Genomic DNA, 12866 nt, shown 5'->3' with positions numbered 1-12866 from the left:
CGAAGCGCCTTGTGAGAAGAGGCTGGTCGCCCTACAATAAGCTCAATTTTTGAATTCGCTACATATATATGAAGGCACACCGATGGACACTCGAGTCGACTCTACTCTTTTAGCATCTGATCGTGAGCAAATGGTGCAACGCGCCTTGCAGGAAGATTTAAACGGCTTAAGTGCCGAATTAGATATTACCGCGCAATTGATTCCAGCAACGGAACAGGCTCGAGCCACTGTGATTACCCGAGAAGATGCTGTGGTGTGTGGTGTCGAGTGGGTCAATGAAGTATTCAAACAACTTGGCGACGCCGTTGCGGTCACTTGGCATGTTGCCGATGGTGATGCTGTTGATGCCGATACGGTACTATGCGAGCTTGAAGGTACAGCCCAAGTGATCTTAACCGGTGAACGTACCGCTTTGAACTTTCTACAGACCTTGTCTGGTGTTGCCACGACTACGGCACATTATGTTCGCCACCTAGAAGGCAGTGATACGCGCCTGTTAGATACCCGCAAAACAATTCCTGGTTTACGCACCGCATTAAAGTACGCCGTGGTCTGTGGTGGCGGCTTTAATCACCGGATTGGCCTGTACGATGCCTACCTGATTAAAGAAAACCACATCATGGCCTGTGGCGGTATAGTGCAAGCAATACGTAAAGCTCGCGAACTAAATCCGGGCAAGCCCGTCGAAGTGGAAGTCGAAAATTTAGACGAATATCAAGATGCTCTGCAAGCAGGGGCAGACATCATTATGCTCGATAATTTCCCTTTACATGATATTTACACCGCAGTAGAACAACGTACAGGTCAGACCCGCTTAGAAGTGTCCGGCAACATAACGGATAAGCGTTTGAAAGAACTGGCCTTAACCGGCGTTGATTACATTTCATCCGGCGCTCTAACAAAAAATATACAGGCCGTTGACCTTTCTTTAAGATTTCAAAAACTTTAGCTATTGACGAATTTAAATCATCTGCTATGTTTTACATGCAATGCGCAACTAAGCACCAGAAATGGGCTTAGGGGCCAGGCATGCTTTAAAAGGCAAAGCCACCGAGAGGTGGTGACGCAAAACCTCCGGTCCAACTGGGATGCTATATAAATTTCCAGCGGATAGCGGGGCTGCAGGCTAAAGTCTGGTGGATGAAGTAGCTTTCCGATACAAGTCGACAAAGCAAATACCACTTGTTCTTTCGGCTGATGCAGAAGACTTGTAGTGGTCGTTAAAAGCGGCCATCCAAGTGCTGAATTGCATCTGGATGCTACTTTTTAACAACTACAATAACTAAATAAGTTGAAATTACTTTCGGGAGATATTTCATGAAAGCGCAAGTACAAAAAGGTTTTACCTTAATCGAATTGATGATCGTTGTTGCGATTATCGGTATCTTGGCTGCTGTAGCAATTCCTATGTACAGCGACTACACCCAGCGTGCTAAAGCTGGTACAGGAATGGCTGCACTTGCATCATATAAAACCGGTATTGCTATGTGTTATCAAAAGCGTGGAATCTTTGACGCAGATAACTGCAGTACTGCTGGTCAAGACGGAATTCCGGGCCGTATAGATTTAGATGGTACGACCGTATCAGTAACGGGTGTTCGCACTGCAACAGTTGCAACTGCGCAAGTCCCAGTTGACGCTGATGGAGACGGAACTGCGGAAGGTACCGATGATGTGACAGGTATTATTGCTGAATTAGATGCTACCGATACTGACGGCTCATATATTGTTGTAAATCTTACGCCAAAATTGGTCGGTGGTAATATGTCTTGGGACATCACTTGTTCAGACTACGACGCAGAAGGCAATTCTCGTGTAGATGGCTGTACGGGTGAAGCTGTGGCAACCACAGTTCCAGCAGGTTAACTTTTTAATTTGACATTTTTTATCTCAAGATTGAAAGTTGCTCAGTTGGCTCCCTAGGGAGCCAACTTTTAAATATTCAGATAAGGTAAATCATGCTGCATCACTCCCTCGCGGCGCTGTTGCTGCGTGATAAATTAATCCCTGAAGATAAGCTCACCAAATGCAGTGAGTATGCTTGGGAAAATAAACTTCCGTTTAGTGCGTGCTTAATTGACCAGAAGCTTATTTCGCCAAGCGAACTCGCCAATTTTTGTTATCTCGAATCAAACGCCCCTTGGCTCGATCTCGACGCCTTTAATCCAGATTACATTCCACAAGAATTTATTAATGAACGATTAATTCGCAAGAATCACGCGATTCCGCTGTATATGCGCGGCAACGTGCTGTACGTCGCAGTTTCGGATCCAACCCGCATTGAAACGCTTGATGAATTCCAGTTTCGTACCCGCATGCAAGCAGAAGCGGTATTGGTGGAAGAGAGCAAGCTCCAAAAACTCATTGATAGCGTTCTCGAAAATGACTCCTCGGCATTGGGCGTTACCGCAGAAGATGAACAAGAGTTGCGGGATATTGACGCTGAAAGCGAGCGTCAAGATGACACCGGTGCCGTTTCGGCGGATACTAAGAACGATGCGCCGATTGTCATCTACATCAACAAAATGCTCTTGGATGCGATTAAACGCGGCGCATCAGATTTGCACTTCGAACCGTACGAACAGGAATATCGCGTACGATTTCGTATCGACGGCGTACTCCATGAAATTGCTAAGCCGCCGGTACAGCTGGCGGGACGTATCGCGGCGCGTTTAAAAGTTATGTCACAACTTGATATCGCGGAACGGCGCTTACCGCAAGATGGTCGTATCAAACTCAAGTTATCGAAGCACAAAGCGATTGATTTCCGGGTGAGTACCCTACCAACGCTGTATGGTGAAAAAATTGTACTGCGGATACTTGATGCTGCGGCGGCCATGATTGGGATTGAATCACTTGGTTATGAGCCTGATCAGCAAGAGCTTTATGAAGAGGCGTTGGAAAAACCGCAGGGCATGATTCTGGTCACCGGTCCGACTGGTTCTGGTAAAACCGTTTCGCTATATACCGGTTTGAACATCTTAAATACCCCGGAGCGCAATATTTCTACCGCGGAAGACCCGGTGGAAATCAACTTGATGGGTATCAACCAAGTGCAGATTAACGTGAAGGCTGGTTTAACCTTCGCCGACGCGTTGCGCTCGTTCTTACGACAAGACCCGGACGTGGTCATGGTGGGTGAGATTCGTGACTTAGAAACCGCGGAAATTGCGATTAAAGCGGCACAAACGGGTCACTTAGTACTCTCTACCCTCCACACCAACTCGGCCGCAGAAACCTTAACACGTTTGATGAACATGGGCGTGCCGTCGTACAACATTGCTGGTTCAGTCACATTAATCATTGCGCAGCGCCTTGCTCGTCGTTTATGTAACACCTGCAAAGACGAAGAAAAATTGCCGAAAGAAGAAATGTTGCGCCAAGGCTTTTCAGAAGAACAGGTAAAGACTGCGAAAATATTTAAGGCGGTCGGTTGCGATCAGTGCACCGGCGGGTATAAAGGTCGTACAGGTGTATACGAGGTTATGCCCATTACAGATAGCATCGCTGATCTTATAATGCAGGGAGCTTCATCGTTAGAGATTGCGAAACAAGCACGGCGCGATGGCATTAATTCATTGCGTCAGTCGGCGTTGCTCAAAGTTTTAAAAGGTACCATTAGCCTGGCGGAAGCCAACCGTGTCACCAACTTCTAATTAAAATAATCAGAATAATAAAGGTGCTGTCATGGCCAAAAAGCCGCAAGCCATCAAAGAAATTTCCGAGTTTGCCTGGACCGGCATCAACAAACGCGGCCAACGTGTCAAAGGTTTGATGCGTGCCGACAACGATAAACATGTCCGCGCCAAACTGCGTGATCAAGGCGTCACCCCAAAAACCGTCAAGAAAAAAGGCAAATCGCTGTTCGGTAATAAGAAAATTACCGGCGGTGACATTGCGCTTTTTACTCGTCAAATCGCGACTATGTTAAGTGCTGGCGTCCCGCTTCTGCAGTCATTGGAGATGGTCGCCAAAGGGGTCGAAAACCCAAAGATTCGGGATCTCATGCTGACCATTGCCAACGACGTTGGAGCGGGTTCTCCGCTGGCATCGGCACTACGTAAGCACCCTGCCATTTTCGATACGCTCTATTGTGACCTCGTGGAGTCAGGCGAAGACTCTGGCTCACTGGAAACCATTTTTGATCGTATAGCGACTTATCGTGAAAAATCCGAAGCGCTTAAAGCGAAAATTAAGAAGGCCTTAGTATATCCGGCGTCGGTTATTGTCGTTGCGCTGGTAGTTACCATCATCTTGTTAGTTTTCGTGGTACCGCAATTCGAAGCTGTATTTAAAGATTTCGGTGCTGAGTTACCCGCGATGACACAGTTCGTGGTAACGCTCTCGGAAATCGTACAAGCGTACTTTATGTACGTTGCTGCAGGATTCGTGGTTGCTGGTTGGTTGTTTAAGCGGGCATATTCGAAGAGTCAAAAGTTACGCGATAAAGTCGACGCCTACTCGCTGAAGATCCCTGTCATTAAAGAGATTCTCAATAAGGCCGCCGTCGCGCGGTTTGCTCGAACATTGTCGACGACGTTCGCCGCTGGTGTGCCATTAATTAATGCGCTTGAATCTGCGGCCGGTGCGTCAGGCAACGCTGTTTACCGCGATGCCATTTTCCGAATTCGTGAAGAAGTCACCACAGGTATGCAAATGAATACCGCGATGCAATCCCAAGATTTGTTCCCAACGCTTGCCGAACAGATGGTATTCATTGGTGAAGAATCCGGCTCACTCGACGATATGTTAGCGAAAGTTGCGAGTATCTATGAGCGCGAAGTAGATGACCTCGTGGATAACTTAACCGCCCTACTCGAGCCGATGATCATGGTCGTCATTGGTGTGCTCGTGGGTGGCTTGATCGTGGCCATGTACTTGCCAATCTTCTCGCTCGGTAAGGTGGTTAGTTAACATGGAATTTATTGTCGATTACCCGGCGCAAACTTGGTGGGTCACGGTTTTCGGTTTGTTGCTCGGGCTTGTTGTGGGCAGCTTCTTAAATGTGGTCATTGGCCGTTTTCCGGTCATGATGCAACGCCAGTGGCAGCGAGAGTGCGCAGAAGTGAATGGCGTTGAGCCACCGCCGCATGAAACCTTTAACCTCGCCAAACCAAACTCGCATTGTCCGAAGTGCCAAGCGGCGATTAAATGGTATGACAATATCCCCGTTATTAGCTGGTTGCTGTTAAAGGCAAAGTGTCGCAGTTGTGGCGTACACATCTCGGCGCGTTATCCGGCGATTGAACTCTTAACAGGCATGATTTTTGCGGTTGTCGTGTGGAACCTCGGCTTCACATTCACGACTTTCGTTTATTTATTCCTCGCTTGCCTGCTGATCAGCATGTTCTTTATTGATGCCGACCACATGCTATTGCCGGACCAAATGACCTACTTGATGCTATGGACAGGGCTTGGGTTTGCTATCTACAGCGGCCACCTTCCATTAAAAGATGCCGTGATCGGTGCAATGGCGGGCTATTTAGCGCTGTGGAGCGTCTACTGGGGCTTTAAACTGCTGACTGGCAAGGAAGGTATGGGTTACGGCGATTTTAAGCTCTTAGCTGCATTTGGCGCGTGGCATGGCTATCAATTGCTGCCGGTCACGATTATTGCGGCCGCTGCCAGCGGCGCCGTGATTGGAATCGTGTGGCAGAGCATCAACCGCAACAAACAAGGTCAGCCGATCCCGTTTGGTCCATTTTTGATTTGCGGCGGCGTGATTGCGATGCTTTGGGGTGAGCCCCTCATGACCAGTTATCTCAACTGGGTTACACGTTAATGTTCGTGGTTGGTGTTACAGGTGGCATTGGTAGTGGGAAAACCACGGTCACTAATTTATTTCAGCAGCACGACATTGTTGTCGTGGATGCCGATGTTATCGCTCGTCATATTATGGATAAAGGTGGTGAAGCACTCGCCGCAGTGAGTGACCGTTATGGTCAGCAAGCATTGTTCGAGGACGGCACCTTAAATCGTGCCTGGCTGCGTGAGCGGATTTTTCAACACCCTGAAGACAAACAATGGCTCAATGAACTCACGCATCCGCTGATTCGGCAGCAAATTCTGACACAATTACAGCAAGCGCAATCACCTTATGTGATCTTGTCGGCACCACTATTGGTCGAAAACCGTCTAACGAAGCTGTGTGATCGGGTATTGGTTGTGGATGTAAGTGAAGCGACCCAACTAGAACGCACGCAACAACGCGATGATGTCAGCGCTGATCAAGTGCAATCGATTATGAACGCCCAGGCCTCGCGCGAACAGCGCTTACAGGCGGCTGATAATATTATTAATAATGAAGCTGACGAAGCGCAATTGGTTGCGCAAGTCGAAAAACTTCACGAGCTTTACCTACGTTTAGCACTCGCGAAACGCTCAACTCATTGAAACTTCTTAATAAGCGGCTATGATAGTGCAGATGGATAACAATAATAATCATGCAACCATAGTCTACGAGTACCCGCTTTTGGAGCGGGTGCGTACGTATTTGCGCCTGGAACATATCCTGCAAGCCTTACAACCGGACACCCCGGTGACGTTACAGAACTACACCCGATATTTCAGTGCGCTCTTCGCTATTCTCGATTTATGTGAACGCAGTGACGTGCGCACCGACGTACAAAAAGATTTAGAGCGGCGCAAAGCGCAATTAAAAGTTTGGGCGCAACACCCTGATGTGAATCAGGATTCGTTAGAGCAGACTTCAAATCATGTGAATCACGCCTTGCAGGCGATTCAACCCATCAATCGCGTCGGTAGCAACCTCAAGCAAGATCGGTTGCTCAGTGCAATTCGTCAACGCTTTGCCATGCCGGGCGGCACCTGTAATTTTGATGTGCCGCAGCTGCATTTTTGGTTACATCAACCGCAGCAAGTACGTGATGGAGACGCCGCGCGTTGGTGGTCTGAACTTGAGATTTTGGTGAATGGTCTGCTATTAGAGTTGGAGTTGATGCGCGGTCAGGCACGGTTTCAACCGGTAAGTGCACCAAACGGTTTATTACAAGAAAGTACCGAGCCGTTGAGTCTATTGCGTATTCGAGTGCCTGCGGACTTAGCGGCGTATCCAGTGATTTCAGGCCATAAACAGCGTTTCAGTATTCGCTTTTTACGCTATGAACCTATCAACGGCAAAGCATCCGTCGACGAACAAGTCGATTTTGAGCTTGCGCGGTGTCCATAACACCCTAAGTTATACTTTTTCGAATTAGTAACGCGCGTTCTGCGCAAGCAATCGGTCGATAATCGGCTGGTTAGCGGCTGGAAACGGATAAGCGTCGAGTTGATGCAACGGTACCCAGGCCCATTCCTGACCTTCTTGTTGGCGAACAGCACCCTGAAAATCAGTCACCACCCACACATCCAACAAAACCTGCTTATCTGGATAATCAAAGCTAATGGCAGTAAATGGCGCAGCGGCCGTAACCGTGATATTGCACTCTTCAAGTAACTCACGGCAAAGAGCTTGGTAGACATCCTCGTCGGCTTCAACTTTACCGCCGGGAAATTCCCATTTGTTACCTTGGTGAAGGTGGGCGTGACGACGACTAATGAACACATCGCCGTCAGGGTTTTGAATCACCCCGACAGCGACGTGGATACGCTTAGATGCGGCCATGGCACTGTTTAAATTTCTTACCAGAACCACATGGGCAAGGATCGTTACGACCCACTTGAGCTGCCGCTGCGGCTTGCTGTGGTGATGGCTCAGCACCGCTGGTTGGCACGCCTTCGTGCTGATATTCTTTTTGCTGAGCTGCTTCTGCGGCACGGCGCTTCGCTTCAACAGCTTCCACGTCTTCTTCGGCACGCACGCGCACTTTGCTCAGAATCGTCACTACTTCAAGTTTCAGCGCTTCTAACATCTCAGCAAATAACTCAAATGCTTCACGCTTGTATTCTTGTTTTGGGTTCTTCTGTGCATAGCCGCGTAGGTGAATGCCTTGACGCAAGTGATCCATTGCCGCCAAGTGCTCTTTCCAGTGCATATCGAGGCTTTGCAACATAATGGTTTTCTCGAACTGGCGAATCACCTGCTCACCAACCATTTTTTCTTTGTCTTTATAAGCTTTTACGAGCTCATCAAGAATGCGTTCACGGAGGATTTCTTCATGCAATTTATCGTCTGAATCCAACCATTGTTGAATCGGCAACGGTAACGCGAAGTCGGCACGTAAACGCTCTTCAAGCCCTTCAATGTCCCACATTTCTACCAACGACTGTGGCGGAATGTATTCACTGATCACACGGTCGATAACGTCTGCACGAATGGCTTCAATGGTTTCAGAAATATCGCCTTCATCAAGCAACTCGTTGCGTTGCTCGTACACCACTTTACGTTGGTCGTTGGCAACATCATCGTATTCAAGCAATTGCTTACGAATATCGAAGTTTCGACCTTCAACTTTACGTTGCGCGTTCTCAATCGCACGGCTCACCCACGGGTGCTCAATAGCTTCACCGCGCTTCATGCCTAAACGCTTCATCATGGTCGCCATGCGCTCTGATGCGAACATGCGCATCAAGCTATCTTCGAGTGACAAGTAAAAACGTGACGAGCCTGGGTCACCTTGACGGCCAGAACGACCACGAAGCTGGTTATCGATACGACGTGATTCATGGCGCTCGGTACCGATAATATGCAAACCACCCGCTTCGATAACGGCATCGTGGCGCTTCTGCCACTCCGCCTTCGCTTGCTCGATTTTTTCTGGGGTTGGGTCTTTCATGTCAGCAATTTCGGTCTGCAAGTTGCCACCCAACACGATATCGGTACCACGACCCGCCATGTTGGTTGCAATCGTTACCGCGCCCGGCAAACCTGCCTGCGCAACAATTTCTGCTTCACGCGCGTGGAACTTGGCATTCAACACGTTATGCGGAATTTTTTTCTTCTTCAACAACCGCGAGAGTAGCTCAGAGCTTTCAATCGAAATGGTACCGACCAATACCGGACGCTTGGCAGTACGGCACTCTTCAATATCAGCCACTATCGCTTCATATTTTTCTTCGGCAGTGATGAAGATTAAATCAGCGCGATCATCACGGATCATTGGACGGTTGGTTGGAATCACCACCGTTTCTAAGCCGTAAATCGACTGGAATTCGAATGCTTCGGTATCTGCCGTACCCGTCATACCTGCCAGCTTGGTGTACAAGCGGAAGTAGTTCTGGAACGTAATCGATGCCAACGTTTGGTTTTCGTTTTGAATCTTCACGCCTTCTTTGGCTTCAATGGCTTGGTGCAAGCCCTCTGACCAACGGCGCCCTTCCATTGTCCGACCGGTGTGTTCATCAACAATCACAATCTGGTCTTCTTTGACAATGTAGTCGACATCTTTTTGGAACAAGTGATGCGCACGTAATGCGGCATTCACATGGTGCAATAAGGTAATATTTGCCGCTGAGAACAACGAGTCATCTTCAGCCAACATACCGCGTTCTTTCAAAATCTCTTCGACATGTTCTTGACCGTGTTCGGTCATATGTACTTGCTTTGATTTTTCGTCAACTGTGAAATCGCCGTCGCCGCGCTCTTCTTCGGTGTCTTCTTTTTCCTGACGCACCAACAGCGGAACAATCTCGTTCATCTTGATGTACATGTCAGAACTATCTTCAGCTGCACCTGAGATAATCAGCGGTGTCCGCGCTTCGTCAATTAAAATGGAGTCAACTTCATCCACAATCGCATAATTTAAATCACGTTGAACGCGCTCTTGCGGGCTAAACGCCATGTTGTCACGCAAGTAGTCGAAGCCGAATTCGTTGTTGGTACCGTAAGTAATGTCGGCAGCGTATGCGGCACGTTTATCGGTTGGATTCATTCCTGGGATGTTGAAATCAACCGTTAATCCAAGGAATTCAAACAATGGGCGGTTCGTTTCGGCGTCACGGCGTGCTAAGTAATCGTTGACGGTTACAATGTGCACGCCCTTACCGCTTAATGCGTTTAGGTAAGCTGGCAGAGTTGCCGTTAGCGTTTTACCCTCACCGGTACGCATTTCAGCAATGCGGTTGTCGTTTAAGATCATCCCGCCGACCAATTGCACATCGAAGTGCCGCATTTTAAATACACGCTTCGATGCTTCACGCACTGTCGCGAACGCTTCAACGAGTAGATCATCGAGTTTTTCACCCTGCTCGATTCGTTGCTTAAACTCGACGGTTTTTTGTTTGAGTTCTTCGTCGCTAAGCGCTTCAAATTCAGGCTCAAGTGCGTTGATTTGCTGAACTTTCTTTTGCAAACCTTTCAGAATACGGTCGTTGCGGCTACCAAATACCTTGCGGAATATACTACCTAACATGTGAATCTATGTTCCTGTTGTAACAATCGAACGGCCTTAGTCGGCCGAACGATAGACATATTTATATGGGTCGATTTGACGATTGTTGCGCAGCACTTCGTAATGAACGTGTGGCCCCGTAGAGCGACCAGTGCTTCCGAGCAGAGCAATTTTTTGCCCGCGGGTAACAACATCACCTTCTTTCACCAATAATTCTTTGCTGTGGCCGTAGCGAGTTTTCAACCCACCACCGTGATCAATTTCAATCAACTGACCATAACCTGAACGCTCACCAGCCCATGTGACGACACCGGCACCAGTTGCATATACACCCGCACCTTCTTCTAAACTGGCGAAGTCGAGACCTTTATGCATGGCAGGACGACCATTGAATGGATCTTTACGAATACCGTACTGTGACGAAAGCCAACCTGAATCAACTGGACGCCCGGCAATAAAGCTCTCTGCTGAGATATGGTGACTCATCATCACTGACTCAAGTAGCGACAACTGTTTTTGTTTACTGGCAAGTTCACCCATCATGCCTTCGATTTTGTCGATGACATCGCGGCCATCGACTTTAGGCGCATCAGTAATGGACGCTTCAGGTCCCCCCATGATCTCAACCAGCGGTTGCTCAAAGGCAAATTCGCCGTTATCAAGATCAGCAACCGATGCTAGCCGTTTACCAAGTGCATCGAGGCGACGCAGTTGCGACTGCATCTCACCCAAATAGATGGTCATGGCGGTGAGTTTTTTCTCGGTTTCGTCTTTTAGTTCACGTACAGCTTGCTGTTGTGCAGCCAACGCGATTTTCTCTTCTGTAATTTTTGCGCGTGCGGCTTCTGGATTTAATCCCTGCGGCTCCCACGGCTTTGTTACAGCAAGTACACCAAGTGCAGCTAAGCCGGCCAGCGACATCAAGCGTCGACGGCTCAGCTCAAAGCTGAATTTTACTTTGGTGCCTCGGTAGAAGACTGATAAACTCATGCAATCTCTCGCTGCTAATTATAATTAAATGGCACGCAAACATGGCTCGAAAACGACCTCGCGATATCCAACAACTGTTTGGCGGTCAGCGCTTACAGCGTTTTACTGACTTTACAGAGCAATACCAACGCTGGCAACAGCAATTGCAACAATGTTTTGTTGCATTGCAGCTGTCGCCGCTGTTGGCTCATTGTAAAGTGGTGTCGGTTCGTGCGCACACCCTCGTGCTCGAAGCCTCATCGGCAGCCTTAGCCAGCCGCATAAAACTTCAGCAAAGCCGCATTATAACGCATTTTCAAGATGAATCTACGGGGCATATCTCTCGTCTTGAGGTGCAGGTGCGTCCAAAAATCAATACGCCTTCGCCTAAGCTTGCTGAAACAGCGCCGCAACCCACTCAAAATGCGGAAAAAAATGATGATGAGACGGTGGCGAAATTACGGCAGCAAGCGGCCTTGTGCGAGGAACCGTTGCGGTCGCAATTGCTTGCGCTGGCGGCGAAATACGAGAAAAACTAAGAGCAAGAGCGATATTAGCTGTTAGATATTAGATATTGGCAAAAGCGAAAAAGACCGCTTCCAGCTTCAGCCGTAGCGGTCTTGTCTAATATCTAACAGCTAATATCGTCGTTGTTTTTCTACGCGATAACTGGGTTGGCGAAAGCGATTGGTGCTGCTTCCACTTCGTCCTCAAAGGTCACAAATTCCCACGCTTCTTGATTCTGCAGAACCGCACGCAATAACTGATTATTCAGTGCATGGCCCGATTTGAAGGCGCGCAAGTTACCCAGAATTGCATAGCCACCCATATATAGGTCACCGATAGCATCAAGAATTTTGTGTTTAACGAACTCATCGTCGTAACGTAAGCCGTCGCTGTTCAGAATACGGAATTCATCCAGCACCACGGCGTTGTCGAAGCTACCACCTAAGGCGAGGTTATTCGCACGTAGCATTTCGATGTCTTTCATGAAACCAAAAGTACGCGCACGGCTAATTTCTTTAATGAAATTGCTGCTACTGAAATCAATGCTTAGTACTTGGCCGGTGTCGGCAATCGCCGGGTGGTCAAAGTCGATCGCAAAGTCGATACGGAAACCGTTATGGGGTAACAGTTCCGCCCACTTATCGCCTTCTTCAACCCGAACCGGCTGTTTGATTTTGATAAACTTTTTCGCTGCGCCTTGCTCTTCAATGCCCGCGCTCTGTAGCAGGTATACAAAGGGGTGAGAGCTTCCGTCCATGATCGGGATTTCGTGGCTATCTACTTCAATAACAAGGTTGTCGATGCCCATCGCTGCGACCGCCGCGAGCAAATGCTCAACGGTAGATACACGCACGTTGTCATCGTTAATCAGACAGGTACACATACGCGTATCCCGCACTAACTCGGCGTTAGCTGGAATATCAACCGCAGGATTCAAGTCAACACGGCGAAACACCAGACCTGCATTCACAGGTGCTGGGCGCAGCGTGAGCTGAACCTTGTTGCCTTTATGCAAACCAACACCAGTGGTTGCAATCGGCTGCTTGATTGTACGTTGTTTAATCATGTCTGTTCTTCTCTAAGTTAAAGAAGTTTCTAGTC

The 12866-nt window shown here is 48.4% G+C and carries 12 protein-coding genes and 1 riboswitch; of the genes, 8 read left to right on the top strand and 4 right to left on the bottom strand.

Annotated elements, in window-relative coordinates; genetic code table 11:
* Positions 1-82 precede the first annotated feature (82 nt).
* From nadC to zapD, 7 genes are all read left to right on the top strand, one after another.
* Complete coding sequence (nadC, locus tag CWI82_RS02335) at positions 83-949, top strand: carboxylating nicotinate-nucleotide diphosphorylase (protein WP_130202531.1); 867 nt, start codon at positions 83-85, stop codon at positions 947-949.
* Between the two features lie 81 nt (positions 950-1030).
* A riboswitch (cyclic di-GMP riboswitch) is annotated at positions 1031-1127 on the top strand.
* A 190-nt stretch (positions 1128-1317) separates the two neighbouring features.
* Positions 1318-1866 carry a pilin gene (locus CWI82_RS11525; protein WP_130202530.1) on the top strand — a complete coding sequence of 183 codons (549 nt, stop codon included), beginning with the start codon at positions 1318-1320 and terminating at the stop codon, positions 1864-1866.
* A 92-nt stretch (positions 1867-1958) separates the two neighbouring features.
* Positions 1959-3656: a type IV-A pilus assembly ATPase PilB gene (pilB, locus tag CWI82_RS02325; protein ID WP_130202529.1), complete on the top strand. Its 1698-nt coding sequence runs from the start codon at positions 1959-1961 to the stop codon at positions 3654-3656.
* Positions 3657-3687: 31 nt separating this feature from the next.
* Complete coding sequence (locus CWI82_RS02320; RefSeq protein WP_130202528.1) at positions 3688-4914, top strand: type II secretion system F family protein; 1227 nt, start codon at positions 3688-3690, stop codon at positions 4912-4914.
* Position 4915: 1 nt separating this feature from the next.
* On the top strand, positions 4916-5782 hold the full coding sequence (locus tag CWI82_RS02315) for a prepilin peptidase (protein ID WP_130202527.1): 867 nt from the start codon (positions 4916-4918) through the stop codon (positions 5780-5782).
* Positions 5782-6393, top strand: a complete 612-nt coding sequence (gene coaE / locus CWI82_RS02310; RefSeq protein WP_130202526.1) for a dephospho-CoA kinase — start codon at positions 5782-5784, stop codon at positions 6391-6393. The genes CWI82_RS02315 and coaE overlap by 1 nt, the downstream gene beginning before the upstream one ends.
* Before the next feature lie 31 nt (positions 6394-6424).
* On the top strand, positions 6425-7189 hold the full coding sequence (zapD, locus tag CWI82_RS02305; protein WP_165383862.1) for a cell division protein ZapD: 765 nt from the start codon (positions 6425-6427) through the stop codon (positions 7187-7189).
* Positions 7190-7213: 24 nt separating this feature from the next.
* Here the strand turns inward: zapD and mutT are convergent, their stop codons facing one another.
* From mutT to CWI82_RS02290, 3 genes are read right to left on the bottom strand one after another with little or no spacing between them, the layout of a single operon-like run.
* A complete protein-coding gene (mutT, locus tag CWI82_RS02300) occupies positions 7214-7624 on the bottom strand; it encodes an 8-oxo-dGTP diphosphatase MutT (RefSeq protein WP_092856504.1) in 411 nt (136 codons plus the stop codon).
* Positions 7611-10310 carry a preprotein translocase subunit SecA gene (gene secA, locus CWI82_RS02295; protein WP_130202524.1) on the bottom strand — a complete coding sequence of 900 codons (2700 nt, stop codon included), beginning with the start codon at positions 10308-10310 and terminating at the stop codon, positions 7611-7613. Before secA ends, mutT begins: the two co-directional genes overlap by 14 nt.
* A gap of 36 nt (positions 10311-10346) precedes the next feature.
* Positions 10347-11279, bottom strand: coding sequence for a M23 family metallopeptidase (locus CWI82_RS02290; RefSeq protein WP_092856510.1), 933 nt, complete (start codon positions 11277-11279; stop codon positions 10347-10349).
* 41 nt (positions 11280-11320) lie between these two features.
* On the opposite strand from CWI82_RS02290, the gene CWI82_RS02285 reads away from it, so the two are divergent.
* Positions 11321-11797 (top strand): DciA family protein, encoded by a 477-nt coding sequence (locus CWI82_RS02285; RefSeq protein ID WP_130202523.1) that lies wholly within the window; start codon positions 11321-11323, stop codon positions 11795-11797.
* A gap of 119 nt (positions 11798-11916) precedes the next feature.
* Here the strand turns inward: CWI82_RS02285 and lpxC are convergent, their stop codons facing one another.
* Positions 11917-12831, bottom strand: coding sequence for a UDP-3-O-acyl-N-acetylglucosamine deacetylase (gene lpxC, locus CWI82_RS02280; protein ID WP_130202522.1), 915 nt, complete (start codon positions 12829-12831; stop codon positions 11917-11919).
* Positions 12832-12866 lie beyond the last annotated feature (35 nt).

It is taken from the genome of Pseudidiomarina tainanensis, from assembly GCF_004214835.1.
GTDB classification, from domain to species: domain Bacteria; phylum Pseudomonadota; class Gammaproteobacteria; order Enterobacterales; family Alteromonadaceae; genus Pseudidiomarina; species Pseudidiomarina tainanensis.
The sequence above is the reverse complement of the archived record's forward strand: the minus strand, read 5'-3'. Positions and strand labels throughout refer to the sequence as shown.

Bases quoted from the DNA above. Each gene is read 5' to 3' on its own strand.
- coaE (WP_130202526.1), top strand. From the start codon at position 5,782: ATGTTCGTGGTTGGTGTTACAGGTGGCATTGGTAGTGGGAAAACCACG.
- mutT (WP_092856504.1), bottom strand. From the start codon at position 7,624: ATGGCCGCATCTAAGCGTATCCACGTCGCTGTCGGGGTGATTCAAAAC.
- secA (WP_130202524.1), bottom strand. From the start codon at position 10,310: ATGTTAGGTAGTATATTCCGCAAGGTATTTGGTAGCCGCAACGACCGT.
- CWI82_RS02290 (WP_092856510.1), bottom strand. From the start codon at position 11,279: ATGAGTTTATCAGTCTTCTACCGAGGCACCAAAGTAAAATTCAGCTTT.
- zapD (WP_165383862.1), top strand. From the start codon at position 6,425: ATGGATAACAATAATAATCATGCAACCATAGTCTACGAGTACCCGCTT.
- nadC (WP_130202531.1), top strand. From the start codon at position 83: ATGGACACTCGAGTCGACTCTACTCTTTTAGCATCTGATCGTGAGCAA.
- pilB (WP_130202529.1), top strand. From the start codon at position 1,959: ATGCTGCATCACTCCCTCGCGGCGCTGTTGCTGCGTGATAAATTAATC.
- CWI82_RS02320 (WP_130202528.1), top strand. From the start codon at position 3,688: ATGGCCAAAAAGCCGCAAGCCATCAAAGAAATTTCCGAGTTTGCCTGG.
- CWI82_RS02285 (WP_130202523.1), top strand. From the start codon at position 11,321: ATGGCTCGAAAACGACCTCGCGATATCCAACAACTGTTTGGCGGTCAG.
- CWI82_RS02315 (WP_130202527.1), top strand. From the start codon at position 4,916: ATGGAATTTATTGTCGATTACCCGGCGCAAACTTGGTGGGTCACGGTT.
- lpxC (WP_130202522.1), bottom strand. From the start codon at position 12,831: ATGATTAAACAACGTACAATCAAGCAGCCGATTGCAACCACTGGTGTT.
- CWI82_RS11525 (WP_130202530.1), top strand. From the start codon at position 1,318: ATGAAAGCGCAAGTACAAAAAGGTTTTACCTTAATCGAATTGATGATC.